The following is a 25,521-nucleotide window of genomic DNA, read 5'->3' as shown; positions in this document are numbered from 1 at the left end:
TTGACATTAAAGTCTTATGATCATCGTTTATTAGATGGTGCAGTAAAACAGATAGTATTGACTGTAAAAAGAACAGGTTCCCTTTTATTGGGACCTGTTCCACTTCCAAACAGGAAGCAGTGTTTTACCGTATTAAGGTCGCCGCATATAGATAAAAAATCAAGAGAGCAATTTGAGTTAACAACTCACAAAAGAATCTTGGATATAATTGCGCCGTCTGAGCAAACTATGGATGCCTTAATGAAGTTGAACATTTCTGCTGGTGTTGATGTTGAAATTAAGTAGGGATTAGAAACAAGAGGCTGTATAATGCTAAGTAGTTTTTTTGGCAAAAAAATAGGAATGACTCAAATTTTTACAGAAGATGGTGTGGTTATACCTGTCACTGTGATTAATGCTGCAAATTGGTTTGTTACGCAAATTAAGACATCTGATAATGATGGTTATAGTGCTGTGCAGCTTGGGTTGTTAAGAAAACGGTTCGATTCGTCTTTAATGGAAACGGATTGGTTGAAAAATAAAAATAATTATTTTTCCATTTATAGAGAAGTTCGAGTAGATGCCGCAGATTTAAATAATTTCAAATTGGGACAAAAAGTTGGTTTGGATAAAACCGCTTTGTCTGAAAATGATAATGTTAAAGTAACCGGTAAGAGTAAGGGATTGGGTTATCAAGGTGTAGTAAAACGTTGGGGGTTTTCAGGTGGTCCTGATACTCACGGATCTACATTTCATAGAATTCCTGGTTCTGTTGGTAATATGCGTTCACAGGGAGAAGTTCTTAAAGGTAAAAAACTACCTGGTCATGCTGGTCTTAGAACATTTACCACAAAAAATTTAAAAATAGTTAAAGTTGATAAAAATGGTGATGTTTTATTTGTTAAGGGTGCTATTCCCGGCAAAAAAGAATCACTTATTTGTATTAGCAAGCAAGGGTAAGACATATGAAACAAATAATTGTTTATGATGCAGCAGGTAAAGAACAAGAAAAAATTAATCTTGATCTTGCCATATCAAAAAAGGATGAAAGTCCAAGAACTTTTTCTTATGTGGTAAAATCTCTGTTGTTGAATTGGCGACAAGGGACAGTATCTTCGAAATCTCGAGGTGAAGTGTCTTTTTCAAATAAAAAGCCATGGAAACAAAAGGGAACCGGTAGGGCTAGAGCTGGATCGTTGAGATCTCCTTTATGGAGAAAAGGTGGAACGGCATTTGGACCGCAACCTAGAACAAGAACAACTTCTGTAAATAAAAAACAGACAAAACTTGTTTTTAATAATATACTAAACACTTTCTTAAATGAAAATAAATTATTTTGTTTAGATTATAATATTTCAAAAGAAAGTAGACCTAGCACTAAAAATGTGTTTAATTCTTTGAAAAATCTTGAACTAAATAATAAAAAAGCAGTTTTATTTTTGTCATTTGAAGATGACTTTAATTTTGTTTCTTTTAGAAACATTCCTAATTTAAATGTCATTAGTTACAGCCAGCCAAATGTTTATGACATAACAAATTGCGATTGTTGGATTGTATTGAAAAAAGATTTGGATTTATTTAAAAATATGGTTTTGTCATGGAATTAAGTAATTACGATATAATAAAAAAAAGAATAGTGACTCCTAAGAGTACTGACTTGTTTAAAAAAGAAGGTAAAATAACTTTTGAGGTGCACAAAAACTCTAATAAAATAATGATAAGAACAGCTGTTGAAAAAATTTGGGATGTTAAAGTTGATAACGTTAGAGTAATAAGTGTACCGGGAAAAACAAAATCTTTTGGCAGACGTCCGTTTGTTTCTTCGGATAGAAAAAAAGCTATTGTAACTCTTAAAAAAGGTTACAAAATAGATCTACCAGGAAATGTTGAAACAATGGGAATGTCTTCAAAATCTGCAAAAGAAAAAAGTATGCCTCTAGAGGGAAAATAAAATGGCTATTATAACTAGAAGACCTGTTACGTCTTCATTAAGAGGACAACAGTTTTTGTCTCATAAGGATCTTTCTAAAAAAAGACCTGAAAAAGGACTTACTGTTTCTTTGTCTAAATCCGGTGGTCGTAATGCATACGGTCGAATTACGGTAAGACATATTGGCGGTGGTGCTAAAAGAAAGTATAGAATTGTTGATTTTAATAGATTATTCAAAGAAGTTCCTGGAAAAGTTGTGGCTTTTGAATATGATCCAAATAGAAATGTTCATTTGGCCTTGATAGTTTATTCAAATGGAGCAAAAGGTTATATTTTGAGACCGGATAGCTTGAATATTGGCGATGTTATTTTGTCTGGACTTAAAGCTGAAGCTAAAGTCGGAAATAGTTTGCCATTAAAAAGTATACCTGTTGGTTTCTTTGTTCATAATGTTGAATTATTTCCAGGCCAAGGTGCAAAATTTGCAAGAAGTGCTGGTAGTGCAGTTCAACTTTTGGGTAAAGAAGGTGATTTGGCTATTTTAAAAATGCCTTCAGGTGAAACTCGTACAGTGTGCCTTGATTGCTGGGCTTCTGTTGGAATGTTATCAAATGCGGAATATAGAAATATTACTTTAGGTAAGGCAGGAAGAACTCGTCATAGAGGTATTAGACCAACCGTTAGAGGTATGGCTATGAATCCAATAGATCATCCACACGGTGGTGGTGAAGGAAGATCTAAATCAGGATCTCATCCGGTAACTCCTTGGGGTAAGGGTTGTAAGGGAACTAGAACGAGAACAAGAAAAAATGCCGCTATTTTAAAAAGACGTAAGTAGTGTAAACTAGTATGTTGACAAATAAATATAGAAAATTTTATAGCGAATAATTGAGGACTTAGATGGCCAGATCGACTAAAAAGGGTCCTTTTGTAGATCCTTCATTGTTAAAAAAAATTGCCGCAGCAAAAGAGTCTGATTCTAGGCAGACGATTAAAACATGGAAAAGAAATAGTATGGTCACTCCAGATTTTGTTGGATTGACTATGGCTGTGCATGATGGGCGTAAATTTATTTCGGTTTTTATAACTGAAAATATGGTTGGGCATTATTTAGGTGAATTTGCTCCAACTCGAACATTTAGAGTGCATAGTGGACAGCGAAAAACTGGAACTGAAGAAGCAGCTGCAAAGTAATTGTTTAAGAGATTGTTAATTTGTTTAATAAAACCAAAGGTTAAAAGATGCTTGTAAAAGCCAATACTAAATACATAAGAGTTTCTCCATACAAGTTGCGTCCTGTTGTAGACGTCATAAGAGGCTACTCTGTGGATAAAGCTCTTGCATGGTTGCAGACAAATTCTTTAAGGAAGGTTATGCCTGTAAGAAAAACTCTTTTGTCTGCATATGCAAACGGAAAAAATATTTTGGCATTGGATGTTCCTATGGATCAGTTTTTTATAAAAGAAATAAAAGTTGATCAGGGACCAACGGTTAAATATTTTAAACCTGGCGCAATGGGAAGAGCTTCAATTCAACGTAGAAGACTTAGCCATTTACAGATAATTTTAGAAAAAAAAGAAGTAAAAAAATAGTTTATAAATAAGATTTTAGAGGTGTTTTGTGGGACAGAAGGTTCATCCAGTAGGATTTAGATTAGGGGTTTTTGAGGATTGGAGAGCTCGCTGGTTTTCTAAAAAATCTTACGGTAAAGAGTTGTTGGAAGACTTAGCAATAAGAAAATACTTAAAAAGTGTTTTAAATTTTGAAGATATAGACAAAATTGTTATAGAAAAAGCTGGGGATAATATTCGTATTATTTTGCATTCCTCAAGACCTGGATTTATTATTGGTAAAAAAGGAATGGGAATAGAAAAGCTAAAAAGCGATTTTTATAATAAATTTAAGAAAAATGTTGAATTTTCTGTTCAGGAAGTAAAAAATCCTGATTTGAGTGCTGCTATATTGGCTAAATCTATAGCTGATCAGTTACTAAAACGTGTCAGTTTTAAGCGCGCTATGAAAAAGGCAGGGTTTGCTGCTATGAAAAGTGGAGCCAAAGGAATTAAGGTTTGTTGTGCCGGACGCCTTGGCGGTGCTGAAATTGCAAGAACTGAATGGTTAAGATTAGGTTCAGTTCCATTACATACACTGCGCTCCAATATTGATTATTCTTTGGCAGAGGCAAAAACTACTTACGGAATAATTGGTATTAAGGTTTGGGTTTGTAAGGGTTCTTATTGATTTTTGCCAGAAAAATTTTAATTTAAAGATTTAAGATTAAGATAGAAAGATTAATAAAATGTTAATGCCGAAAAAGACTAAATACAGAAAAATTCAAAGAGGACGCTTAAAGGGAAAATCTAAGGCTAGTGATTTAGCTTTTGGTGATTTTGGATTGGCGGCAGTTGATCCAGGATGGTTAACAGCAAGACAAATAGAATCGGCTAGAGTAGCTGTTAATCGACATTTAAAAAAAGGTGGAACACTTTTTTTAAGAGTATTTCCTGATAAACCTATTACGAAAAAACCTGCAGAAACTCGAATGGGTAAAGGTAAAGGTAATCCGGAGTTTTGGGTTGCAGTTGTTAAACGCGGTAAGATGCTTATGGAAGTAAAAGATGTTTCATCAACTGATGCAAAAGCAATATTTAAGGCTGCTGCTTATAAAATTCCAATGAAAACAAAGTTAGTTTGTAAACAAAATGTTACAGGTACTGTTAATAACACAAAAGTGTAGTTAATCTTAGAGACAGATTATGAATAAAGAAGATTTGAAAAAGTTAAGTGAGTCTGAATTAAATAAAGAGTTGATGCAATTGAAAAAAGAATTGTTTGATTTGAAATTCGGACTTGAAAATGGAGAAGTTAAAGATCTTTCACAGTTTGGAAAGATTCGTAAAGATACAGCAAGATGCTTAACTTTTTTAAAACAAAAACAAGCATAAATGCTAATATTTTTTTTAAAATATGTTAAAGTAATACTTGATGTTTCTGCTTGGGATTGTTAAAAGGTTGCAATTTAAGGTATAAAAATGACAAAAAGCGAAAAAGATAATAAAGCGAAATCACCGACAGGAATGGTTCTTGAGGGCGAAGTACTCTCATGCGGAATGCAAAAGACCGTTGTTGTTAAGGTTTCAAGAATGTTTAAGCATTCATTGCTTGGAAAAACTATAAATTCAGTAAAAAAGTATAAAGCTCATGATGAAGATGGTGTTGCAAAAGTTGGTGACTGGGTTGAAATTGTCGAATGTAGACCAATTTCTAAAACCAAGCATATGAGATTAAATGGCGTTTTAAGAAAAGCTGGTTAAGAAAGGTTTCTCATGATACAAAAGCAAACGATGTTAAATGTTGCTGATAATTCAGGCGCAAAAAAGGCTATGGTAATTCATATAGTAGGAAGCACTCGTAAACGCTATGCATATATTGGTGATATAGTTAAAGTTGCGGTAAAAAAAGCTATTCCTGGCGGCACTGTAAAAAAAAGTGATGTAGTTACAGCTGTGATTGTAAGAACAAGAAAAGAAACAAGACGTATGGACGGAAGTTATATTCGTTTCAGCGACAATGCTGCTGTAATACTAGATAAAGAAAAACAGCCGGTTGGAACTCGTATATTTGGTCCAATTGCAAGAGAATTGAGAGCTGAGGGATACTTGAAAATTATATCTTTGGCGCCGGAAGTTTTGTAGGATAGATATGTTAAGTCGAATTAAAAAAAATGATAATGTAATCGTTATTGCAGGAAAAGATAAAGGCAAACAGGGAACGGTAATTAAGGTTTCACCAAAAGATGATGAAGCTTTGGTAAAAGGTGTTGCGATTGTAACAAGACATGCTAAAGCTAAAAAATCCGGAGAAACCAGTCGAATTGTAAAAGAAGAGACTTATATTTCGTTATCTAAAATTATGCCTATCTGTAAGTCTTGTAATAAGGCCTGCAGAGTAAGAACAAAATTATTGGAAGATAATAAAAAAGTAAGAGTTTGTCATCGCTGTCAAGAGGCCTTTTAGGTAGGATTTTTTGTTTATGGAATCACGTTTAGAAGTTTTATACAAAAAAGAAATTCGTAAAAAATTAAAAAAAGATTTGGACTTAGGAAATATTATGCAGGTTCCTAAAGTTACAAAAATTGTTTTGAATATGGGTGTGAAGGATGCAATTGCTGACAGTAAGGTTTTAAATCTTGTAAAAGAAGTTGTTACAAGAATATCGGGACAAGCTGCGGTGAAAACATATGCAAAAAAATCCATTGCAGGGTTTAAATTGCGTGAAGGAATGGCTATAGGTGTTATGGTTACACTTAGAGGCCATAAAATGTATGATTTTTTGGATAGGCTAGTTAATATTGCAGTTCCACGAATCAAGGATTTTCACGGTTTAAAGCCTAAACTTGATGGTGATGGAAATTATAATTTGGGCATAAAGGATTGGATGGTTTTTCCTGAAGTTGATTATGATTCTGTAGATAAGTCAAGAGGTTTGAATGTTACAATTCATACATCTGCAAGGAAAGATGACCATGCAATTGCATTGTTGAAAAGTTTTAATATGCCATTTAAACAAAATTAAAGTTTTGATAAAGGTAATTGGATTATGGCAAAAAAATCGTCAATAGAAAAAGCGAACAAAACTCCTAAGTTTTCTACAAGACAAAGAAATAGATGTAAATCTTGTGGTAGGCCAAGAGGTTTTATGCGTGAGTTTATGTTGTGTAGACTTTGTTTTAGAAAATATGCTCTGGAAGGTTTACTTCCAGGTGTTAAGAAAACTAGCTGGTAGGATTTAGAAGGACAATAAGTATGTCAATTGATGTTGTTGGAGATTTTTTAACAGTTATTCGTAACGCTTTAATGGTTTATAAGCGCTCTGTAAGTGTTCCTTATTCAAATCTCAAAATTGGTATAGCCAAAGTTTTAAAAGACGAGGGTTATATTAAAGATTTTCGTAAAGAAGAAGATGAAAAAGGAAAATCAACTTTAGTTTTGATATTGAAATATGTTGATGGTCAATCAGCTATTAATGAAATAACTAGAGTAAGTAAACCCGGTAGACGTTTTTACGAAAGATCGAGCAAAATTACTCCTGTAGTCGGTGGTTTAGGTGTTGCAATATTGACAACAAGTTCTGGCATTATGACTGATCAACAAGCAAGAAAGCTTTCTGTTGGTGGAGAAGTCATTTGTCACGTTTGGTAAGGATAAAAGTATGTCAAAGATAGGAAGAAAACCAATAGAACTTTTAGCTGCCAAGATTGAATTAAAAGGTCAAGAACTTATAATAAGTGGTTCAAAAGCTAAATTTACGCATGTTTTGCCTAATATTTTATCGGCAAAAATAGAAGATGGATATTTGTATATTAATTTACTAAAAGACTCAAATGAGAATAGAGCTGTTTGGGGTCTTAATAGAGCGTTGGTTGCAAATAAAATATTCGGATGTCAAAAATTATTTGAAAAAAAAGTTACTATTGTTGGATTGGGTTTTAAGGCACAGCTTTCAGGTAAAAAAATGACATTAACTTTAGGTTATAGTCATAAAATAGATTATGTTATACCAAATGATGTTGAAGTAGATATTGACAAAACTGGTCAATTATTAGTTTTTAAATCTACCGATAAATTATCGTTGGGTAATGTTTGTGATAAAATAAAAAGTTTTAGATTTCCAGAACCTTATAAAGGAACCGGAATTATTGTTGAAGGCGATATTTTAATTCGTAAAGCTGGAAAAGCTAAGGCTAGTGCTTAGAGCTGTTGTTAGATAGAAGGATTTAGCAAGTGAGTTATCAAAAGAAAAGTACAAAAAAAGTACAAAAAAGAACGGTAAGAAGAACCTTTAGAGTTAAAAATAAGCAGATGAGCCGTGGTATATTGCCAAGAATTTCTGTATTTAGAAGCTTAAATCAAATTTATGCTCAAATTATTGATGATTCTACCGGTACAACAATTGTAAGTTTTTCTTCTTTATTATTAAAAGATGAAAAGACCAATAAAGTTGCAAAAGCTAAAAAAGTAGGATTGCAATTAGGTAAGCTTGCTTTGGATAAGTCTTTGGATAAGGTATTTTTTGATCGTGGGCAATATTTGTATCACGGTAGAGTTAAGGCATTAGCTGAAGGCTTACGTGAAAGTGGATTGAAATTTTAATACAAATTTAGTTAAAGAGTTATAGGAAAGATTAAGTATGGCAGAATTAAAAGGGAAAAAAAATTCTCCCGTAGCAGCAGAAGAATATGTAGAGAGCGTCTTAAATGTTAGACGTGTTGCAAAAGTTATTAAAGGTGGCCGAAGATTTGCTTTTTCTGCATTGGTAGCTGTTGGCGATAAAAATGGCAGGGTTGGCGTGGCTTTGGGAAAAGGTCGTGAAGTTTCTGCTGCAATATCAAAAGCGCTTAAAAGAGCTCAAAAAAATATGTTTACCGTTCCGTTGTACAAAACAACAATACCTTTTACCGTAAAAGGCAAACATGGAGCTAGTTTAGTGCTTATTCGTTCTGCTTCAAAAGGTACCGGAGTTATCGCCGGTGGTGCAGTTCGTTCCATTATGGAAGTTTTAGGCGTTAAGGATGTATTGGCGAAATCATTAGGCTCAGGAAATCCACAAAACGTTGTAAAAGCTACATTTAATGCATTAAAAAAATTAAAAACAGCAAGCAAAATAGCTGCAGTAAGAAACAAAAAGTTAAGTGAAATTATTAGTACCAAAACAACTAAGGAAAAAGATGTTGTCGCTTAATAATTTAGAATCTACATCTAAAAAAAGAAAAAGAATTGGAAGAGGTGGTGACAAGGGTGGTACTTCCGGAAGGGGCCATAAAGGACAATTGGCTAGAACCGGTGGTTCTCATAAATTAGGTGCATCCTTTGAGGGTGGCCAGATGCCTTTGGTTAGACGTTCACCAAAAAAAGGTTTTAATAATACTAGATTTAAAAAAGAATATAAAATTGTAAATTTACAAGAATTGGAAGAAAAATTTTCTGCTGATGAAATTGTTAATATTGAAAGTTTAACAAAAAAAGGCATTGTAAAGGGTAAGGGCGAATTTTTTGTTAAAATTTTAGGAAATGGAAATTTGAGCAAAAAATTAATTGTACATGTTCACAAAATAAGTGAAACGGCAAAGGGACAGGTAGAGAAAGCTGGAGGTAAGGTAGAGTTAGTTAGCGAGGCATAAAGTGGTTGTATTACTAAAAAATTTTAAAAACATTTTTTTAGTTCCTGAATTAAGAAAAAAGTTGGCATTTACTTTAGGTGTTTTAGCTGTATACAGATTTGGTTCTCATATACCAATTCCCGGTGTAAACATTAATGCTTTGCAAGCATTAATAAATCCAAAATTTGCAGGAGGTCTCTTGGCATATTTGGATCTTTTTTCCGGCGGAGCATTAAAACAGTTCGCAATATTTGCTTTAGGTATGATTCCTTATATAAATGCTTCGATTATGATGCAGTTATTGACTATAATGCTTCCTTCGTTAGAACAACTTTCTAAAGAGGGTGAGTATGGTCGAAAAATAATAAATCAATATACAAGATACTTGGCATTGGGGCTTAGTGTGATTCAGGGTTTTATGCTTGCGATTTTTATAGAAAATCAACCGGGTGTTGTTTTAAATCCGGGATTCGCATTTAAGTTTACAACTGTTTTGATCTTAGCTGTTGGTGCTTTGTTTATTATGTGGTTAGGTGAACAAATAAATGCCCATGGTATTGGAAATGGTAGCTCGGTGATAATTTTTGCAGGTATTGTTGTTAATTTGCCGGCTGCTATTTTGAAAGTGTTAAATCTTGTTAAGATGGGGCAAACTGATCCGTTAATAGGTCTATTGTTAATATTGGTATCTGTTGGGATAATTGGACTGATTGTATTTTTGGAAAAAGGTGAACGACGAGTTGCAGTTCAATATGCAAAACGAGTTGTTGGAAATAAGGTTTACGGTGGACAAAGTTCATATATTCCTTTCAAGATTAATCCTTCAGGTGTTATTCCTGTAATATTTGCGAGTACATTGATACAATTTCCTATGATGCTTTTTAGAGCTATTGCTTCAAAATTTCCGGCAATGACATTTTTAGCTGATTGGTTTAATTACAATGCGCCAATTTATTATGTTCTACAATCCGGATTGATAATATTTTTTGCATTCTTTTATACTGCAATAATATTTAATCCTGTTGAGCTTGCGGATAATATTAGAAAATCCGGTGGTTTTATTCCGGGCATTAGGCCTGGCAAACAAACTTCAGAATTTTTTGATTATCTTTTAACAAGAATAGGATTGCCTGGCGCTATTTATCTTGCATCATTGGCGCTGGTTCCAAATATATTACAGAATATATTTAATTTTCCAGTTATGTTTAGCGGTATAAGTTTATTGATAGTTATTGGTGTTGCAATGGATACATCTGCTCAAATAGAAGCTTATTTGATAGAGCGAAGATATGAAGGATTTTTAGCATCCGGAAGATTAAAGGGAAGATACGGTCGTTAATGCAACTTGATAAGCTTATTAAATGGTGGTTATGTGATAGTTATTAAAAATAAAGGTGCTATTGAAAAAATGCGAAAAGCCGGACATTCTTTAGCACAAATAATGCAAGATGTGAGATATCTATTAAAATCGGGTATTTCCACTTTAGAGATTGATAGCTTTATAGAAAAAAAAATTCTTGAATTTGGTTTAAAACCTGAATGCAAGGGTTATGCCGGTTATAAATATGCAACATGTATATCTTTAAATGATGGATTAGTTCATGGAATTCCATCCGATAAAGTTATTTTAAAATCCGGAGATTTTGTTAAAATAGATGTTGTTGCGTCTTATGCCGGTTATTGTGCCGATATGACAAGATATTTTTTTATTGAAAATGTTGATATTGAAATTAAAAGAATTGCACAAGTTGCCCAATTTGCATTGGATTCTGCTATTAAATTGGCAGTTGAGGGTAATAGAATTTCGGATATTTCAGCTTGTGTACAAAAAATTGTAGAAGAGAATGGGTTTGGGGTAGTAAGAAGTTTTGCAGGACATGGAATAGGGCGAAACCTTCATGAAGAACCTGAGATTCCAAATTTTGGAAAGCCCGGTTTAGGTCCTGTGCTTCGCAGTGGGATGACATTGGCTATAGAGCCTATGATTACCCAGGGCGGCTTTGATGTGCGTGTTATGGCTGATGGTTGGACAGTCAAAACTGTTGATGGCGGCATTGCGGCTCATGTTGAGGATACAGTTTTGGTTACAACCGGGATGCCGGAAATATTAACTAGACTTCCGGATTCGGCGGTTGAAGGATAATATGAAAAATAAAAAAGATGTGATAGTTGTTGATGGCGTTGTTGAAAAAGCTTTACCAAATGCAATGTTTCAGGTAAAAATAGAGGGTGGGCATTTGGTTCTTGCGCATGTTTCTGGTAAAATGAGAATGTATTACATTAAGCTTTTACCTGGAGACAAGGTCGCAGTTGAATTATCTCCTTATGATTTGACTAAGGGGAGAATTATTTCACGATATAAAGCTTAAGATATTAGTCTTCTTGAATGGCTTTTTTAAAGATTGAAAGATTACAATGAAAGTTAGAACGTCTGTTAAAAAGATTTGTATGTATTGTAAGATAATTAAACGTGGTAGAATTGTAAGAGTTGTTTGTGATAAAAATCCAAGACATAAGCAGCGTCAAGGTTAAGTTATAGAGAGGTTTTTAAATGGCTCGTATTGAGGGTGTAAATTTACCTGGAAATAAACGTGTTGAGGTTGGCCTTACATACCTTTTTGGTATTGGTCTTAAACGTTCTCAAGATATATTAAAGGCAACCAAAATAAGTCCGGATGTAAGAATAAAAGATTTATCGCATGAACAAGTTGGTTTGATTCAAAGATTCATTTCTGAAAACTATACTGTAGAAGGCGATTTACGTAAGGATATAACCTTAAATATTAAGCGTCTTCAAGAAATTGGTTCATACAGAGGGTTAAGACATAAAAAATCTTTGCCTGTTCGTGGACAACGCACCAAGACAAATGCAAGAACACGTAAGGGACCAAGAAAAGATGGTGCACAAATTGCTTTGAAAAAGACAATAACTAAGAAATAATTAATAGAATGAATCTGAGGTAAAGATGGCTTATAAAAAGAGTAAAAAGCAGCAAGTTAAAAATATTGATACTGTTGTTGCTCATGTACAATCTACTTTTAATAACACGATTGTATCAATTACAACAACTGATGGAAATGTTCTTTTAAGGGGAAGTGCTGGGCAACTTGGATTTAAAGGTGCAAGAAAAGGAACTCCTTTTGCTGCAACTCAAATTGCAGGTAATTTAGCAAAAGAAATGTTGACTTTGGGAGTAAGGATGGTTGAAGTTAACATGAAGGGTCCTGGAGCTGGAAGAGACTCGGTCGTAAGAGCTTTGCAGTCTTCAGGTTTAACTGTTTCTGTTCTAAGAGATGTGACTCCGCTTCCTCATAATGGTTGCCGTCCTCCAAAGAAAAGAAGAGTTTAGTTTATAGTTAGTTTTGAATTTTAAAATTATAATTAAAAGTAGGTTTAGCTATGGCAGGTAATTCAGCAATTTGCAGAAGATGTAGACGCGCTGGTGATAAATTGTTCTTAAAAGGCTTAAAATGTCGTACTGCAAAATGTCCTATGGAAAGAAGAGCTTCTACTCCGGGACAGCATCCAAAAAAACAGGGTGCTATCAAACTTTCAGAATATGGAAAACAATTAGCAGAAAAACAAAAAGTTAAATTAATGTATGGTGCTCTTGAAAGACAATTTAGTTTTGTTTTTAAAAAAGCAACAGCATTAAAAGGTGTTACAGGTGAAAATTTATTATTTTTACTTGAACGCAGAGTTGATAACGTTGTTTTTCGTTTAAAGATGGCTTATTCAAAAGAGCAAGCAAGACAGTTTGTTGTTCATGGACATGTAAATGTTAATGGTAAAAGAGTATCATCACCATCTTATATGGTAAAACAGGGTGATATTATTACAATAAATGATTCAACACTTAAAAACAAAGAATTTGTTGAAGGTGTTATAGATAAAAGAATGAATATTGGTATTAAATTGCCAGAATGGCTTGAGTTGGATAAAAAAGATCGTAAAGGTACGGTACTTCGTTTGCCTATTCGTTCTGATATAACTGCTCCAATCCAGGAACATTTAATTGTTGAGTTGTATTCTAAATAAGATTTAAGTAAAGAAAGACTGTGGAGGCCGAATGCTAGATAAGGTATATAAACCGCTGACATTACCAACTGTTAAGTGGGAAAAAAAGACAGTTACGGATACTTTTGGAGAATTGATTGCTCAGCCTTTAGAACCGGGATTTGGAATAACTTTAGGAAATGCTTTGCGTCGAGTTATTCTCTCATCTGTTGAAGGTTGCGCAGTTACAAGCGTTATTATCAAAGGTGTGAATAACGAATTTTCTACACTCAAGGGCGTAATTGAAGATACGTTGCAAATTTTATTAAATATAAAACAGATAGTTTTGAAAAATAATACAGGCTTACCTGGAAAAATGAATTTAAGTATTTCAGGTGAAAATGTAGTTAGAGTTTCTGATATAGTTGCAGATGAACACTTAGAGTTAATCAATAAAGATCATGTAATTGCTCATTTGGCTCACGATGGTAAATTGGAAATTGAGTTTTTTGTAGAGATGGGAAGAGGATATCTTCCTGCTCAGTGGCCAATGGGCACAGCTTTACAAGAAGATGGTAAAATTTATTTGGATGCAATGTTTTCTCCAATTAGAAAAGTTGAAATTGCAGTTGAAAAAACTCGTGTTGGTCAATCTATTGATTATGATAAATTGAAATTATCCATCGATACAAATGGTGCTGCCAACCCAACTGATATTGTTCATTATGCTACTTCAGTACTAAGAACTCAACTTGAACATTTCTTACATACTGATGAAATTCCATTTAACGAAATTTCTGAAGATAAAGAAGAGTCAACTTCGGCAGAGACAACATTGGATGCACAAGGTCCAACAAAAGGTTTGCCGGTTGATTTATTCTTAAAACCTATTGATGAATTGGAATTTTCTGTTAGAGCTCATAATTGTTTGGTAGTTGCCGGTATTAAGCGTGTTATCGATCTAGTTAACCTTACAGATGATGATCTATTAAAGATTAAAAACTTTGGTAGAAAATCTTTAAGAGAAGTAAAAGAGATTCTTACAGCATTCGGTTTACATCTAGGAATGAATGTTAAAGAATTGGATCTTAAAAAAGTTATAAAAAAACAAGAGGATAGCTTAAAATCATGAAGCATCAGAATGGAAAAAGAAAATTAAATGTAAAACCCGCACATAAAAGATCGCTCGTAAGAAATCAAGCGATTCATTTTATAAAAAACGGTGTTTTACAATCAACCAAACCGCGTGTAAAAGAAGTACAGAATTTTATTGAAAAAGCTGTAACTGTAGCACGAAAAGGTTATGATTTTAATACAATAAGAAGAATTAAACAAATTCTACCATATGATCAAGCAATGGTAGAAAAACTTATAAAAGAAATTGCTCCAAAATATGTTAATCGTCCGGGTGGATATACAAGAGTTATAAATCTTGGAACCAGACCTAGCGATGTTGCACCAATAGCACGTCTTGAATGGGTTTAATTAAAGCTTAAATTAAAAAATGGCCGGAAGAAAAATCCGGCCATTTTTTTTGTTTATAAAAAAAATTATTTATTTAGTAATTGTATTGGAGTTGCTCGGCCTATTGCAATATAATCAAATTGAGGTGTGTCGCTTCTGGAATTCCATTTCCAATACTTAATTTCGCCCGCTTGATTGACACCAAAATACATATCGCCTACACCTACTCCTTCATGTGTAATATTTGAAGCTAAGTCTCTAGAATCTTGGTAGTGTGTACTGCTTGATGAATCTATTACTCTAACTTTATATTCCCAGTATTTTACGTTATTTACCGTAACCGACTCTGTAAATTTTGCAGTTATTCCGGAAATAACAACAATATGTCCTGTATTGTCTTTTGTTTCATCCGCATACTTCCAAGCAATTATGTCTCCGGGAAGTGCATTTCTCAAATAACTAATTTTCATCCATCCATATGGATTTTCTGTAGTTGGACATGAATTAAAGAATGTGTAAAAATCTGCTGCAAGAGGTCTTGTTGTACCCATGATTTTAGCTGCATCTACTGGCAAATAATGTGCATTTAGAGCATATCTTAAAATATATCCGACAAGGCCTGAGCAATCTAATTTATAAATTCCATTTATCTCGTCAACTGTTGTTGTATGTTCATAGTAAGATTCTTTTAAATTTAATAAAATTCTTGATGCTTCAAGGTTAACAACATGTGTGGGATTTGCCATTGCATAATCTGTCGCAAAAATATTATAAAAATCCGGTCGTATTACTTCATATTTTGTAATTAAACCTTCCTCGGGAAAAATATGTGTTGTGGTTTGTTGCATTGCAAATGCATTAGCATTTATTAAAGTAAATAGTACTAAAAAAAATTTTTTCATAACGTCTCCTTAAAAAATTGGTGAAAATATTTAGAAGAATTTAATTTAAAATTTTTGTTTTTGTTAAGTAAACTTTTTTGAAATTATTTAAAAATTATTGATTTTAAACAACTTTTATCTTTATAAGATTAAGTAATTAAAAATTAATGGGAGAAATAATGAAATCAAATTTAAATTCTTCAAATAAAGTGGCCATTATAGGTACAGGATTTGTTGGGAGTACTACAGCATATTCGTTGATGCTTGATGGAATTGCATCAGACATAGCATTGATAGATAGAGACAGTAAAATTGCTCGTGGGCATGCATTAGACTTGGAGCATGGAATGCAATTTACCAACTCAGCAAATATTGTAGCCGGAGATTCTTTTGAATTGGTAGAAAATGCAAAAATTGTTATTGTTACTGCCGGATCTGCCCAAATATCCGGGCAACCCAGATCTGAATTGTTAAAAACAAATATTAATATTTTTAAGAAAATTATTCCTGAAATAGCAAAGTATAATAAAGATTGTATTTTGCTTATTGTTACTAATCCATTAGATGTTATGACTTATGTAGCATATAAATTATCCGGGTTTGAAAAGTGTAAAGTTTTTGGGTCTGGAACAGTTCTTGATACTTCAAGATTAAGATATCTTATGGGACAAGAATTTAAAATTAGTCCTAAAGATATAAATGCATATATTTTAGGTGAACATGGAGATTCTCAATTTGTTTGGTGGAGTCATGCAAATATTGCCGGTATGCCTATTGCAAACTTTTCTAAAGATGAAAAAGAATTATTAAATAAACTTTATAAAAAAGTAAGAGATTCGGTATACGAAGTTATTGATAAAAAAGGTGCAACTTATTTTGCTATTGCTACCGTAATAACAAAAATGGTTAGAGCTATTTTAACAAATCAAGCAAGAGTTTTTACCGTATCTTCGGTTATTAAAGATAAAGATGGAAGCGATTTGTGTATAAGTATTCCAACGGTTTTAAGAACCGGCGGAATTTGTCAGGTTTTAAATGTAGATTTAGATAAGCAAGAACAAATTTTTTGGGATAAAAGTTGTAATAAAATTAAATCTGAAATAGCGCAAGCTTTAGATATTATTTATTAAAAAATGTTTTCTTTACAAAAAAAGAGTCCAATATTAGACTCACTTTCAGATTTAAAAAATAGAGATAGTAAAAAGTGAGAAGGGGTTGTATGAAAAAAACAACGAATTTTATTATTTTGTTTGTTTTTTCTTTTTCAATTTTAATTTCTGAAACAAATAAAGATAAAAATAATTTATTTGAGAATAAAAAAATAACTGCATTACAGTTGCAATACCAAAAAGATATAGAAAAATTCAATTTATTATCAAATAAAAAAAAATCCAAGTTAAATAAAATTACGCAAACAAAGAATATTAATCCGCCATTATCTAGTGCGCAAATTAATCGATATACAAATATGAGTGATATTGATTTATCTCTTTCCGATGGCAATATAGTTTTATCATCAACTATAGCAGATAAATTTTCGGTCAATTCTATTGGATCTTTAAATTTAACTATGCAAGATGCCTCAACTTTAAATATTAAAAATGAAACGGTTACATTAAAATCCGGAGATATAATAAATATAATTGGAAAAAATAATATAATTAACGTTTCAGATACATTTAATATAGACGGTAGTTTGTTGTTTGACGCAGATTCACAGTTAACGGTAAATTTAACAACAGATGGTGCACAAGTTGTTTTAGGTAGCAATTTGACTTTAGATTTAGAATCAAATGTTGAATTAAAATTTTCAGGCGCAGGATCTGTAATATTCGAAAATGGAGCCTCTATAAATTTAAAAGGAACAATTTCAAGCCCAACTCTTTATCCATCGTTTATTCTCGATAATTTTGCTTCATTTTCGCCGGATAGTTCTGCAACAGTAACAATTAAAGGGGTTGGAAATGTTATTGTTCAAAATGGAGCAATATTGGATGTAAGAGGTTACGGAAATACCAAACATTTATACATTGGAAATGCCGAATCAGATGATATTGATGTTTTGGTAAAGGGCAAAGCAATGATTCGTGTTGATGGCGGAACCACACCATACCGTTCAGCAAATAGTTATGCACCACCGTCAGGAAATTACGGAAGTATTTCTTTTGCTAAAGGGAAATACAGTCTTACTGCAAAACAGGGTGGGATTATTTTTATAGGTAGCGGTGGGTGGATAGAGATAAATTCATTATTGGCAGATCCAACATTAAAAGGGCAAATGAAAAAAATGGATTTTGGACCCGATGGTAATTTTTGTTTATCATCTGGAGGTTTATTGAGTTTTTCTGAGAATAATTATGAAATTTCAACACAATTAAAAACTATTTGGATTGGTGATGATGCTTTAATATTTGGAGATAACGCCGGACAGGTTGAATTTGTAGCAAAAGATCCAAAACCCAATTTTACATACCAAGGTTTTATTGGAACATTTAAGCCTACAGGTTTCGCATTTAAAAATACTGCCGGATTGATTCCCGCAGAAATTGCCAGAGCTTTAATAAATTAGGAGAGTGTCAAATGATAAAAAAGTTGGCTATTACAGGTTTTTTTGTAATTTTTATTATTAGCCAAAGTAATGTTTTTGCAAAAGATGAAAATAACAAAAAAAATAAAGATAACTGGAAATTTAGCAATGTTATGTCTTTATTAAAAGTAAAAAAAGATAAACTTGGGGAAGATAGGGCATCTAAAAGAGCTTTGTGGCGACAAGATAGAATTAGAAGAGAAAAAGAAGCAGATTTACAAAGAAAATTACGAAAAGATAAAGATATTGCCAAAAAAAATATGCAAGTTGTTGCACGACAAAAGGCTATGAAAAAATGGAAAATTATAAATAAAAATGAAGTGGCAAGTGATTATGTTGATGGAAGATATGCCGATTTATTTGTTAGACCCAATTGGCCTTTTTACATGTTATATTCAGAAAATACAAATTTATTAAATATTGATTCTGAATATAATTATGCAACAAATTGTTATAATTCGAAAGGCAGCACGCAAGATCTTTCAGCGCTTGCATTTGGTGAGCAATCTTTTACATTTAGTGATATTTTGCTTGCACTAAAATTAAGAAAAAGATTTGTAGGCGCAAATAATGTTTTGACATCCGTAAGTGATGCTGTATATCCATGGAAAGATTTGGTAACAAATTTATATGACAAAAAACTAATTTTTCATGCTGAGTCAAATGAATTTAAAGTAAATTTTAATTATTCACGATATATAGCTCAAAAAGATATTTTAATAGGGATTCAGATTCCGGTTGGGTATAAAGCTAGAAAATTAAAATTTGATTCTGATATAACGACGCAGAGTAGCGCAAATATTACAGATGCTTACACAAGAACCTTTTTACATGAAGATTTTGATTATATTTTAAAAGCCAAGGGAATAAATTACAGCGAAAAAAATAGTATCACAGGTATTGGAGATATTTCTGCATTTATCAATTTTAATTTACATCCTAAAGCTGTTGAAAAATTTAATTTTGGAGCAAGAATAATTTTCCCAACATCAAAAGATCCGAGTGTAAACAAATTAATGGCGCCTGAATTGGGTGTTGGCTTTACTCAGATAAGTTTATTTGGCGCAACATTGTTCAATAAGCAAAAACAATGGTTCAATCCGCATGCATTTATTCAGGCTACATATTTATTGGCCGGGCATAAAGATAAAAGAGTTCCAAAAGTTATAACATATGATGGTGCAAGTCCTGCCGATGGCACGGTTGTTGGGGCATCTACTATGGCTCATGGTGATAGAGTTAAATATCATGCTATAGCTTTTAGTGAACCGGATGTGGCAATTCCTGCATTTGCAGATAATGTAAAAACTATAAAAATTCGTCCGGGTGCAAAATTTGATTTGCGAATTGGAAATGTGTTTGAAAAATTTTTATCACGCAGGGGTTTTTTAGATTTATTTTATGATTTTAGTGCAAAATTAAAAGATGATATTTTAAATACGGGTCTTGATGAAGATGAATGGCAAACTTATAGGCTTAATGAAAATACAATGAAACTTGAGCATACGCTGGGTTTAAATTTTGAATATCAGTTTGATATACATTCAAGACTTAATTTGGGTTGCAAATATGTATTTGCAGGTATAAATGCACCGCAAATATTTAATGCAAATTTAGGATTTAATGTTGAGTTTTAATGATTACACTTAAAAAATTAAAAATCATATTGGGTGTAGCGTAAAAAACTACACCTTTTTTTAACTACATAGGAGATTTTAGCGTGAAAAAATATTTAATAATTTTATTTTTATTTTTTTCAAATAATTTAAGTGCAACAAATTATCCAAACTCATCACCGGAAACAGATCAGACTACAAACGTTTTTTATACCATTCAATCGTTTAGTGGAACAACTGCTGATAATATTGGTGATGCCATAGATGGACTTTGTTGGTGCCGAGCCGGATTTTCATTGACCGGAACCGGAACAGTTACTATGTCCAATGAAATACCGGTTGATAGAGAAATATTTCTTTCAGATAGAGTGGCATTGGATCTGTTTAAAGATTTGATTTTATCCGGAAGTGTGCGATTGGGAAAATCCGGTAATGTTGCATCGGGAATAAACACAAGATTGGAAAGTGCTATAATTTTGACAGGTCCATTTGATTTGGGTGCAAATACTTTAAGATTTGTTAGTGGCCCGGGTTTTATAGATGGAAATTCCAATTTTATAGATTTTAGAAAGGGCGGAATTATTACAATTAATTCTCCCGGTTATGAATTGTTAATTAGAAATGCTGAATTACGTGCCGTAAGAACTTCTCGATTAACTCCGGCCAAAGGCGGCAGCTTAGGATTGAAAGATGCGCTAATTAGATTGGATGGCGATTATATGGCAACAACTGCAACAACATCGTTAAATATTTATGGAGATGTTGTTGTAACCGGAACATATATTTTTACAGTTGATGGTGCGTGTAATATTTATAATGAGTCTTGTTTATATTTTGATATTGGAACTACTTTAAAAATTGGATCAAATGCGACATTTAATTTTAAAGGAAGTAAACGTGGTAGTATTTATTTTAATGGAAGCAATATAGATATTTCGAGTAAAAATTTTTCTATAAATTCCGGTGCAATATTTTTTGAAAATCAAGTTGTAATTGATGATAGCGATAATTATAAAGATTTTATTTGTGAGCAATATAATTCAGCTAATATTTTAGGTGGTGCAAGAGTTATTCTTGATGGAACTACAACTTTTAGCGTTTTGTGAAAATTTTTTTTTGGAGATATAAAAGTGAAAAAAGTTATTTGGATTTTTTTATTTTTTTTGAAAAATATCACACCTACGGATTATCCAATTGCCGGAAATGATAGAAGAGTTAATGCGTTTGTTACTATTGCAACAAGTACGTTTAATGCAGGAGATACTATCAGCGTTGGTAATCCTTCAGATGATACCGGCTATCAAGGCCTTTGTTGGCTCAAGACGCGTTTGGATACTAACGCCACAGGTTCGGGTTATATTAAAGTAGCAACACCATTGCCAGTATATACAGGTTTATATCTTTCCGATTGGAATGTTTTAGATATTCATAAAGATTTATTTTTATCTGCCGACTGTCAATTAAGACGATCAGGAAAAATTTCGTGTGGAGCCGAAACTAGATCTGAAAGCGCATTGATTTTGCTTGGTTATTTTAATTTAAATGATAAAACACTGACTTTTACTAACAGCGAATCTACAGTTGATCAACCTGCATTTATAGACGGCAATGGAAATGTTATTGATTTTTCAAATGGAGGCTCAATAACTTTTGATACCGGTCCTAGAGGTGAGCTGAAAATAAGAAATACAGTACTTAAAAATGTTGGACAAAATGGCATAAATATTGCAACAGGAAGTCTTACATTGGACAATGTTACTTTAGAACTTAGAGATAACAATCCATTTATGAATTCTCCAGCTACATTGAATTTATATGGCGATGTTGTTGTGACCGGATCATATAATTTTGGTATAGGTGGCCCATGTAATTTTTATGACGATGCAAAATTATATATAGATAAGGGTGTGACATTTGTTATTGGTACAAATGCAGCATTTAATTTTTATGGAACTAAAACCGGTGGAATACATTTTAACGGATGTAATATTTATATTGCTAATAAAGATCTAATTCTTAACGAGGGATCTATTTTTTTTGAAAATGGTATTCGAGTAATTGATAATAATAGTTATAACGCAATTGTAATCGGCTCAAATTGTAATGCACAAAGTTTGGCAACCGCTAGAATTAGTCTTGAATCGGCGGCAACATTTAGTGTTTTGTAAAAGATTTTAAAAATGGGAGAAATCAAGGTGAGAAAAATATTCTTGTTTTTATTTTTATTTTTATTAGACACTATTTATTGTGCAAATTATCCCAAAGATGGTACCGATAGACTTGTAAATGTGTTTACAACATTAAAAACATTAAATGCAGGAGATTATGTAAGTTCAGTAGGGGCTACACAGGGATTGTGTTGGTTTAGAGGCGGAATAAGAATCGCTGGAACATCAGGACTTGTTAATTTTGCTTCTCCTATGCCGGTGGATAGAGAAATATTTTTAGATCCTGATGTGTCTTTGAATTTACAAAAAGATTTAATTTTGAGCGGAAGCGTAAGAATAGCATCTTCCGGTTATATAAGCTGCGGAACGGGGTCTTTTGTTGGAAGTAAAATAATTTTGACAGGACCATTGAGTCTTGAAACTAGTACAATTACTTGCTCGTTTGGAGCTCTTGATATAGAAGGTAATGGAAATATTATTGATTTTTCAAAAGGAGCTAAACTTGATATCACTGCTACGGCAAGTTTGTATTTAAGAAATTGTATTCTTGAAGGAATGGATGTTAATAGTTTATTTGCATCGGATAAGGGGACATATTTTTTTGACAACGTTGTTATGAAAACTACAGCCGGATCGCTTGGTTATATTTCTGCCATAAGGCCATGTAAAAGTATTAATCTTTTGGGTGATTTGTATATAACCGGTACAACAACATTTATTATGGGTTGTGATTTTAATTTTTTTAATAATGCAAAATTATATTTGGGTTCTGAAACTAGATTTAGACCATATGGCTCAAGTTTTACAATTAAACATTTTGGAAATAAAACAGGAGGGTTTCATTTTAATGGATCAATTATAGAGCTTTATTCTTTAGGCACAGAAATTGATTTTGCAGTGCAAGATGGTAATTTAATTTTTGAAAATGATGTAACTATTTTTGATAACTCTCTAAATAAAAGATTTGTTGCTGGTCCAAATTGCTCAATAGAAATGCTTGGAAATGCCCATGTAGTATTGGAAGATACAGTAACTTTTAGTATATTGTAATTTTGGGGAAAAATTTTATGAATTATAAAAAGATATTTTTTTTATTTCTGCTTTGTTTTTCTTTTATGTCAAATATTTTATCTATGGGTAAAAGAGAAAAACCTGTAGGTAAAAGAAGCCAACCTATAGAAATAGATTTAAAAGAAGATTTTTTAGCGAGATCTTTTGATAAAGGATTGGACAAGTTTTGTGAAAGTTTAGAACAATTTGTTTGGGACCATTTTAGCTATTATGATTTTTCGGATTCAAATGATAAGATTCTGGCTAAAGAAAGAAGTATAATATTTTTTTTATTAGGATTTTTCAGTGGGTTGGATGAAAGAAAATATGTTATATCGGTTGAAAATAATAATATTTTGATAAAAAAAGACGGTGAGATAATTTTAGGTTTGATAATTAAGGGTACGGATAATAATGTTGAAGATATAGAAAAATTACAAAGTTTTTGCAATATTGATATGTCTTTAGGTTATAAACAAATTGCTATTGTTTGTTCAGGAAAAAAAATTAAATGTAATAATTTTGGTCCAATTTTAAGTAACGGAATAGAATCAAACGATTTTAAATTATTTGAATCACCAGAAGAAGTCGTAGCTTTTTTTAAAAATAACAATTGGTTTGAAAGATTTAAAGAACAAATTTCTTTTGAATTGGAGAAAGATTTTCATACATTTATTTTAGGTTTATTGGCAAATACAAAAAAAATCTCAGACTTAAGATCTAATAATGAAAATGCAAATGGTCGGCCTGATATTTCTATAAAAACGATTGAAATTCAACAATTTGGTCTCTTAAAGATTCAAATTTTATTTAATAAATATATTTTTGAACTTAAAATTGCGAATAACTATAATTTAAAAGAAAAAATTACTGAAGCGAAAGCGCAAATTATAAAAAGAGGTTACGGGACTGGCTCAACATCTCTCGGTTTTGCAAGGTCTACATATGTATATCCATATGCTTTAGTTTTGAATATAGATGATTTTAAAGTACATGCATTTAAATTTGAAAAATTTAAATTGGATTAATTTTAATTTTATAATCACCACTTTTTGACAACATAAAACACAACTTTACTTTTTTTTCCATTTTCATTAGCTTTAAACAAGTTATGAAATAAAAAAAGAGAAGAGAGATCTGTAATGAAAATTCTAAGCAATATTTTTTTATTGTTTTTCTTTTTGTTGTCAAACATATCATTTAATTACATAAAACCAAAAAATTTTGCATTAGTTAAAAAGGGCGTGGCTTGTAAAAATGATAGAATAGATATAACAAATACATCTCAAGAGATAATTTTGGATTTAAATGATGAAATTAGAAGTGATATCTATTTAAACGACGGAAAAATAAAACTTGAAGATGACTCCGAATTTGTTGGCAACAAATTTTTAAAAGGATCCGGATCTGTAAATTTACAAAATTATCAACTAAGACTTGGTCGAACGTCAAATACTATTACCAGTACAATTTATTGGGACGGAATAAAAGGTTCCGTTGCTTTAAATGGCCGAACATATTTAACATCAGCTTGGACATTTAGTGGTTATTGTATGATAAATGGTAATGGAAATATTTTGGATTTAACAAATACCGGAAGTTTGATAATTGAACGTGGCTCAACATTAAAATTAAAAAATCTTAGAATTAATAATTTGCATGGCGAAAATATAAACAATCTTGATGAAAATTGTACGGTAATGCTGGAAGATGTTACATGTGATCTCTCAGGTGATTTTGATTTTAATTGCGGTAAATGTGAAATATATAAATTTGTAGATTTAAATGGATCATATACATTTTTTTATGATAGTAATCAAACAATAACTGTTCATAGTAATACAATCTGCGAAATATCTAAAGATCTCACATGGGCAATAAGAACAAAAGATTGGTCTGCCGGAAACAAACCGTTTTATTTTACAGATAAAACTTCGGAAATTAGAATTGATAGTTCAAAAATAAAAGTTGGCCCTGCAGGTATAATTTTTAGTCGTGGTTGGATGGGTATTCATGGTAAAGTTGATTTGCAGGTAACATATACCGATTCAGATCATGGATTAAAAATTGGTGACGGAACTAGTGATGGTGATTTTGAAATTTTATTTTATCCGGCTTCAACAGTCGTTGCGCATGCAGGAAGTTTTGTAATAGATTGTATAAACCCAACTTCTATAAAATCATTATCCGGTTTTTCTAAATTACATAGATTGGCAAACAATAATTTTTATGTTCAAAAAGATTTTAATATGAGCAATCTTTCCGTTTATATACAATCTCCAACCGAAATGATTGTAACCCCTGGAGCTACTGCATATTATGATGATTGTAAATTTATGTTTGACGGAGTTAAATTTGCAACCACATCTTCCAGGTATCTTGATTCGGTATTATTACTTTCCGGCAATCAAGAAATTTTTATAGAAGAAGGTAAGCTGCCATTATATGCCATGGTTGCAGGTATAGGAAATAAACTACATGGTTCAGGCAGTATGCAGGGTAAGGTAATTTTAAGCGGTCCCGGTATGGAATTAATATATGGTCTTGATGGACAAATGCTTAATGATATAGATCTTAACTATGGTTTGGTAAAGTTAGACAGAGATTTAAATTTTGCAAGAAGTTATTGTTTTAAAACATCGGGAATAGTAAATTTGCAATACAATGATTGTAATTTTGGAACTAAAGA

At 32.1% G+C, this 25,521-nt stretch carries 38 protein-coding genes; 36 read left to right on the top strand and 2 right to left on the bottom strand.

Annotated features, from left to right (window positions below; all coding sequences use genetic code 11):
- The 29 genes from rpsJ to rplQ all read left to right on the top strand — a co-directional run.
- A partial coding sequence (gene rpsJ / locus KKE07_04220; protein MBU4270048.1) for a 30S ribosomal protein S10 occupies positions 1 to 285 on the top strand: 285 nt, incomplete at its 5' end.
- A 24-nt stretch (positions 286 to 309) separates the two neighbouring features.
- Complete coding sequence (rplC, locus tag KKE07_04215) at positions 310 to 939, top strand: 50S ribosomal protein L3 (GenBank protein ID MBU4270047.1); 630 nt, start codon at positions 310 to 312, stop codon at positions 937 to 939.
- A 5-nt stretch (positions 940 to 944) separates the two neighbouring features.
- Positions 945 to 1,586 carry a 50S ribosomal protein L4 gene (rplD, locus tag KKE07_04210; protein MBU4270046.1) on the top strand — a complete coding sequence of 214 codons (642 nt, stop codon included), beginning with the start codon at positions 945 to 947 and terminating at the stop codon, positions 1,584 to 1,586.
- Entirely contained in the window at positions 1,577 to 1,930 is a 354-nt protein-coding gene (rplW, locus tag KKE07_04205) for a 50S ribosomal protein L23 (GenBank protein ID MBU4270045.1), read from the top strand. Before rplD ends, rplW begins: the two co-directional genes overlap by 10 nt.
- A 1-nt stretch (position 1,931) precedes the next feature.
- Positions 1,932 to 2,747 (top strand): 50S ribosomal protein L2, encoded by an 816-nt coding sequence (gene rplB, locus KKE07_04200; protein ID MBU4270044.1) that lies wholly within the window; start codon positions 1,932 to 1,934, stop codon positions 2,745 to 2,747.
- Positions 2,748 to 2,809: 62 nt separating this feature from the next.
- Positions 2,810 to 3,103, top strand: coding sequence for a 30S ribosomal protein S19 (rpsS, locus tag KKE07_04195; protein ID MBU4270043.1), 294 nt, complete (start codon positions 2,810 to 2,812; stop codon positions 3,101 to 3,103).
- 47 nt (positions 3,104 to 3,150) lie between these two features.
- A complete protein-coding gene (gene rplV, locus KKE07_04190; protein ID MBU4270042.1) occupies positions 3,151 to 3,501 on the top strand; it encodes a 50S ribosomal protein L22 in 351 nt (116 codons plus the stop codon).
- A gap of 28 nt (positions 3,502 to 3,529) precedes the next feature.
- Complete coding sequence (gene rpsC / locus KKE07_04185; GenBank protein ID MBU4270041.1) at positions 3,530 to 4,150, top strand: 30S ribosomal protein S3; 621 nt, start codon at positions 3,530 to 3,532, stop codon at positions 4,148 to 4,150.
- 58 nt (positions 4,151 to 4,208) lie between these two features.
- The gene (gene rplP / locus KKE07_04180) at positions 4,209 to 4,646 is read left to right on the top strand and encodes a 50S ribosomal protein L16 (protein ID MBU4270040.1); all 438 of its coding nucleotides are present in this window, start codon (positions 4,209 to 4,211) and stop codon (positions 4,644 to 4,646) included.
- 19 nt (positions 4,647 to 4,665) lie between these two features.
- On the top strand, positions 4,666 to 4,854 hold the full coding sequence (gene rpmC / locus KKE07_04175) for a 50S ribosomal protein L29 (GenBank protein MBU4270039.1): 189 nt from the start codon (positions 4,666 to 4,668) through the stop codon (positions 4,852 to 4,854).
- 132 nt (positions 4,855 to 4,986) lie between these two features.
- Complete coding sequence (gene rpsQ, locus KKE07_04170; GenBank protein ID MBU4270038.1) at positions 4,987 to 5,223, top strand: 30S ribosomal protein S17; 237 nt, start codon at positions 4,987 to 4,989, stop codon at positions 5,221 to 5,223.
- 12 nt (positions 5,224 to 5,235) lie between these two features.
- Complete coding sequence (gene rplN / locus KKE07_04165; GenBank protein MBU4270037.1) at positions 5,236 to 5,604, top strand: 50S ribosomal protein L14; 369 nt, start codon at positions 5,236 to 5,238, stop codon at positions 5,602 to 5,604.
- A 7-nt stretch (positions 5,605 to 5,611) separates the two neighbouring features.
- Positions 5,612 to 5,926 (top strand): 50S ribosomal protein L24, encoded by a 315-nt coding sequence (rplX, locus tag KKE07_04160; GenBank protein MBU4270036.1) that lies wholly within the window; start codon positions 5,612 to 5,614, stop codon positions 5,924 to 5,926.
- Positions 5,927 to 5,942: 16 nt separating this feature from the next.
- Positions 5,943 to 6,485: a 50S ribosomal protein L5 gene (gene rplE / locus KKE07_04155; GenBank protein MBU4270035.1), complete on the top strand. Its 543-nt coding sequence runs from the start codon at positions 5,943 to 5,945 to the stop codon at positions 6,483 to 6,485.
- Between the two features lie 24 nt (positions 6,486 to 6,509).
- Positions 6,510 to 6,695, top strand: coding sequence for a type Z 30S ribosomal protein S14 (locus KKE07_04150; protein MBU4270034.1), 186 nt, complete (start codon positions 6,510 to 6,512; stop codon positions 6,693 to 6,695).
- A gap of 20 nt (positions 6,696 to 6,715) precedes the next feature.
- A complete protein-coding gene (rpsH, locus tag KKE07_04145; GenBank protein ID MBU4270033.1) occupies positions 6,716 to 7,111 on the top strand; it encodes a 30S ribosomal protein S8 in 396 nt (131 codons plus the stop codon).
- Between the two features lie 10 nt (positions 7,112 to 7,121).
- Positions 7,122 to 7,664, top strand: coding sequence for a 50S ribosomal protein L6 (gene rplF, locus KKE07_04140; GenBank protein ID MBU4270032.1), 543 nt, complete (start codon positions 7,122 to 7,124; stop codon positions 7,662 to 7,664).
- A gap of 107 nt (positions 7,665 to 7,771) precedes the next feature.
- On the top strand, positions 7,772 to 8,062 hold the full coding sequence (rplR, locus tag KKE07_04135; protein MBU4270031.1) for a 50S ribosomal protein L18: 291 nt from the start codon (positions 7,772 to 7,774) through the stop codon (positions 8,060 to 8,062).
- Positions 8,063 to 8,099: 37 nt separating this feature from the next.
- Positions 8,100 to 8,651: a 30S ribosomal protein S5 gene (gene rpsE / locus KKE07_04130; protein MBU4270030.1), complete on the top strand. Its 552-nt coding sequence runs from the start codon at positions 8,100 to 8,102 to the stop codon at positions 8,649 to 8,651.
- Complete coding sequence (gene rplO, locus KKE07_04125) at positions 8,638 to 9,090, top strand: 50S ribosomal protein L15 (GenBank protein MBU4270029.1); 453 nt, start codon at positions 8,638 to 8,640, stop codon at positions 9,088 to 9,090. The genes rpsE and rplO overlap by 14 nt, the downstream gene beginning before the upstream one ends.
- Position 9,091: 1 nt before the next feature.
- Positions 9,092 to 10,408: a preprotein translocase subunit SecY gene (gene secY / locus KKE07_04120; protein MBU4270028.1), complete on the top strand. Its 1,317-nt coding sequence runs from the start codon at positions 9,092 to 9,094 to the stop codon at positions 10,406 to 10,408.
- Positions 10,409 to 10,441: 33 nt separating this feature from the next.
- Entirely contained in the window at positions 10,442 to 11,212 is a 771-nt protein-coding gene (gene map, locus KKE07_04115; protein ID MBU4270027.1) for a type I methionyl aminopeptidase, read from the top strand.
- Position 11,213: 1 nt separating this feature from the next.
- Positions 11,214 to 11,438, top strand: coding sequence for a translation initiation factor IF-1 (gene infA, locus KKE07_04110; protein ID MBU4270026.1), 225 nt, complete (start codon positions 11,214 to 11,216; stop codon positions 11,436 to 11,438).
- 46 nt (positions 11,439 to 11,484) lie between these two features.
- Positions 11,485 to 11,601, top strand: coding sequence for a 50S ribosomal protein L36 (gene rpmJ, locus KKE07_04105; GenBank protein ID MBU4270025.1), 117 nt, complete (start codon positions 11,485 to 11,487; stop codon positions 11,599 to 11,601).
- A 19-nt stretch (positions 11,602 to 11,620) separates the two neighbouring features.
- On the top strand, positions 11,621 to 12,010 hold the full coding sequence (gene rpsM / locus KKE07_04100) for a 30S ribosomal protein S13 (GenBank protein MBU4270024.1): 390 nt from the start codon (positions 11,621 to 11,623) through the stop codon (positions 12,008 to 12,010).
- Between the two features lie 25 nt (positions 12,011 to 12,035).
- A complete protein-coding gene (rpsK, locus tag KKE07_04095) occupies positions 12,036 to 12,419 on the top strand; it encodes a 30S ribosomal protein S11 (GenBank protein MBU4270023.1) in 384 nt (127 codons plus the stop codon).
- A 50-nt stretch (positions 12,420 to 12,469) separates the two neighbouring features.
- Positions 12,470 to 13,108: a 30S ribosomal protein S4 gene (rpsD, locus tag KKE07_04090; protein ID MBU4270022.1), complete on the top strand. Its 639-nt coding sequence runs from the start codon at positions 12,470 to 12,472 to the stop codon at positions 13,106 to 13,108.
- Positions 13,109 to 13,139: 31 nt separating this feature from the next.
- On the top strand, positions 13,140 to 14,198 hold the full coding sequence (locus KKE07_04085) for a DNA-directed RNA polymerase subunit alpha (protein MBU4270021.1): 1,059 nt from the start codon (positions 13,140 to 13,142) through the stop codon (positions 14,196 to 14,198).
- Positions 14,195 to 14,551 carry a 50S ribosomal protein L17 gene (rplQ, locus tag KKE07_04080; protein MBU4270020.1) on the top strand — a complete coding sequence of 119 codons (357 nt, stop codon included), beginning with the start codon at positions 14,195 to 14,197 and terminating at the stop codon, positions 14,549 to 14,551. The genes KKE07_04085 and rplQ overlap by 4 nt, the downstream gene beginning before the upstream one ends.
- A 65-nt stretch (positions 14,552 to 14,616) precedes the next feature.
- Here rplQ and KKE07_04075 read toward each other — a convergent pair whose 3' ends face one another.
- Positions 14,617 to 15,432 (bottom strand): hypothetical protein, encoded by an 816-nt coding sequence (locus KKE07_04075; GenBank protein ID MBU4270019.1) that lies wholly within the window; start codon positions 15,430 to 15,432, stop codon positions 14,617 to 14,619.
- A 158-nt stretch (positions 15,433 to 15,590) separates the two neighbouring features.
- On the opposite strand from KKE07_04075, the gene KKE07_04070 reads away from it, so the two are divergent.
- From KKE07_04070 to KKE07_04040, 7 genes are all read left to right on the top strand, one after another.
- A complete protein-coding gene (locus KKE07_04070) occupies positions 15,591 to 16,541 on the top strand; it encodes an L-lactate dehydrogenase (protein MBU4270018.1) in 951 nt (316 codons plus the stop codon).
- 89 nt (positions 16,542 to 16,630) lie between these two features.
- Positions 16,631 to 17,980, top strand: coding sequence for a hypothetical protein (locus KKE07_04065; GenBank protein ID MBU4270017.1), 1,350 nt, complete (start codon positions 16,631 to 16,633; stop codon positions 17,978 to 17,980).
- Between the two features lie 11 nt (positions 17,981 to 17,991).
- Positions 17,992 to 19,635, top strand: coding sequence for a hypothetical protein (locus KKE07_04060; GenBank protein ID MBU4270016.1), 1,644 nt, complete (start codon positions 17,992 to 17,994; stop codon positions 19,633 to 19,635).
- A gap of 83 nt (positions 19,636 to 19,718) precedes the next feature.
- On the top strand, positions 19,719 to 20,720 hold the full coding sequence (locus tag KKE07_04055) for a hypothetical protein (protein ID MBU4270015.1): 1,002 nt from the start codon (positions 19,719 to 19,721) through the stop codon (positions 20,718 to 20,720).
- Positions 20,721 to 20,744: 24 nt separating this feature from the next.
- Complete coding sequence (locus KKE07_04050) at positions 20,745 to 21,782, top strand: hypothetical protein (protein MBU4270014.1); 1,038 nt, start codon at positions 20,745 to 20,747, stop codon at positions 21,780 to 21,782.
- Positions 21,783 to 21,809: 27 nt separating this feature from the next.
- Positions 21,810 to 22,832 (top strand): hypothetical protein, encoded by a 1,023-nt coding sequence (locus KKE07_04045; GenBank protein ID MBU4270013.1) that lies wholly within the window; start codon positions 21,810 to 21,812, stop codon positions 22,830 to 22,832.
- A gap of 17 nt (positions 22,833 to 22,849) precedes the next feature.
- Positions 22,850 to 23,860, top strand: coding sequence for a PD-(D/E)XK nuclease domain-containing protein (locus tag KKE07_04040; GenBank protein MBU4270012.1), 1,011 nt, complete (start codon positions 22,850 to 22,852; stop codon positions 23,858 to 23,860).
- Positions 23,861 to 25,033: 1,173 nt separating this feature from the next.
- On the opposite strand, the gene KKE07_04035 is transcribed toward KKE07_04040, so the two are convergent.
- A complete protein-coding gene (locus KKE07_04035) occupies positions 25,034 to 25,216 on the bottom strand; it encodes a DUF4017 family protein (protein ID MBU4270011.1) in 183 nt (60 codons plus the stop codon).
- Positions 25,217 to 25,521 lie beyond the last annotated feature (305 nt).

This window comes from Candidatus Dependentiae bacterium (assembly GCA_018897535.1).
Classification (GTDB): Bacteria; Babelota; Babeliae; order Babelales; family UASB340; genus UASB340.
The sequence above is the reverse complement of the archived record's forward strand: the minus strand, read 5'-3'. Positions and strand labels throughout refer to the sequence as shown.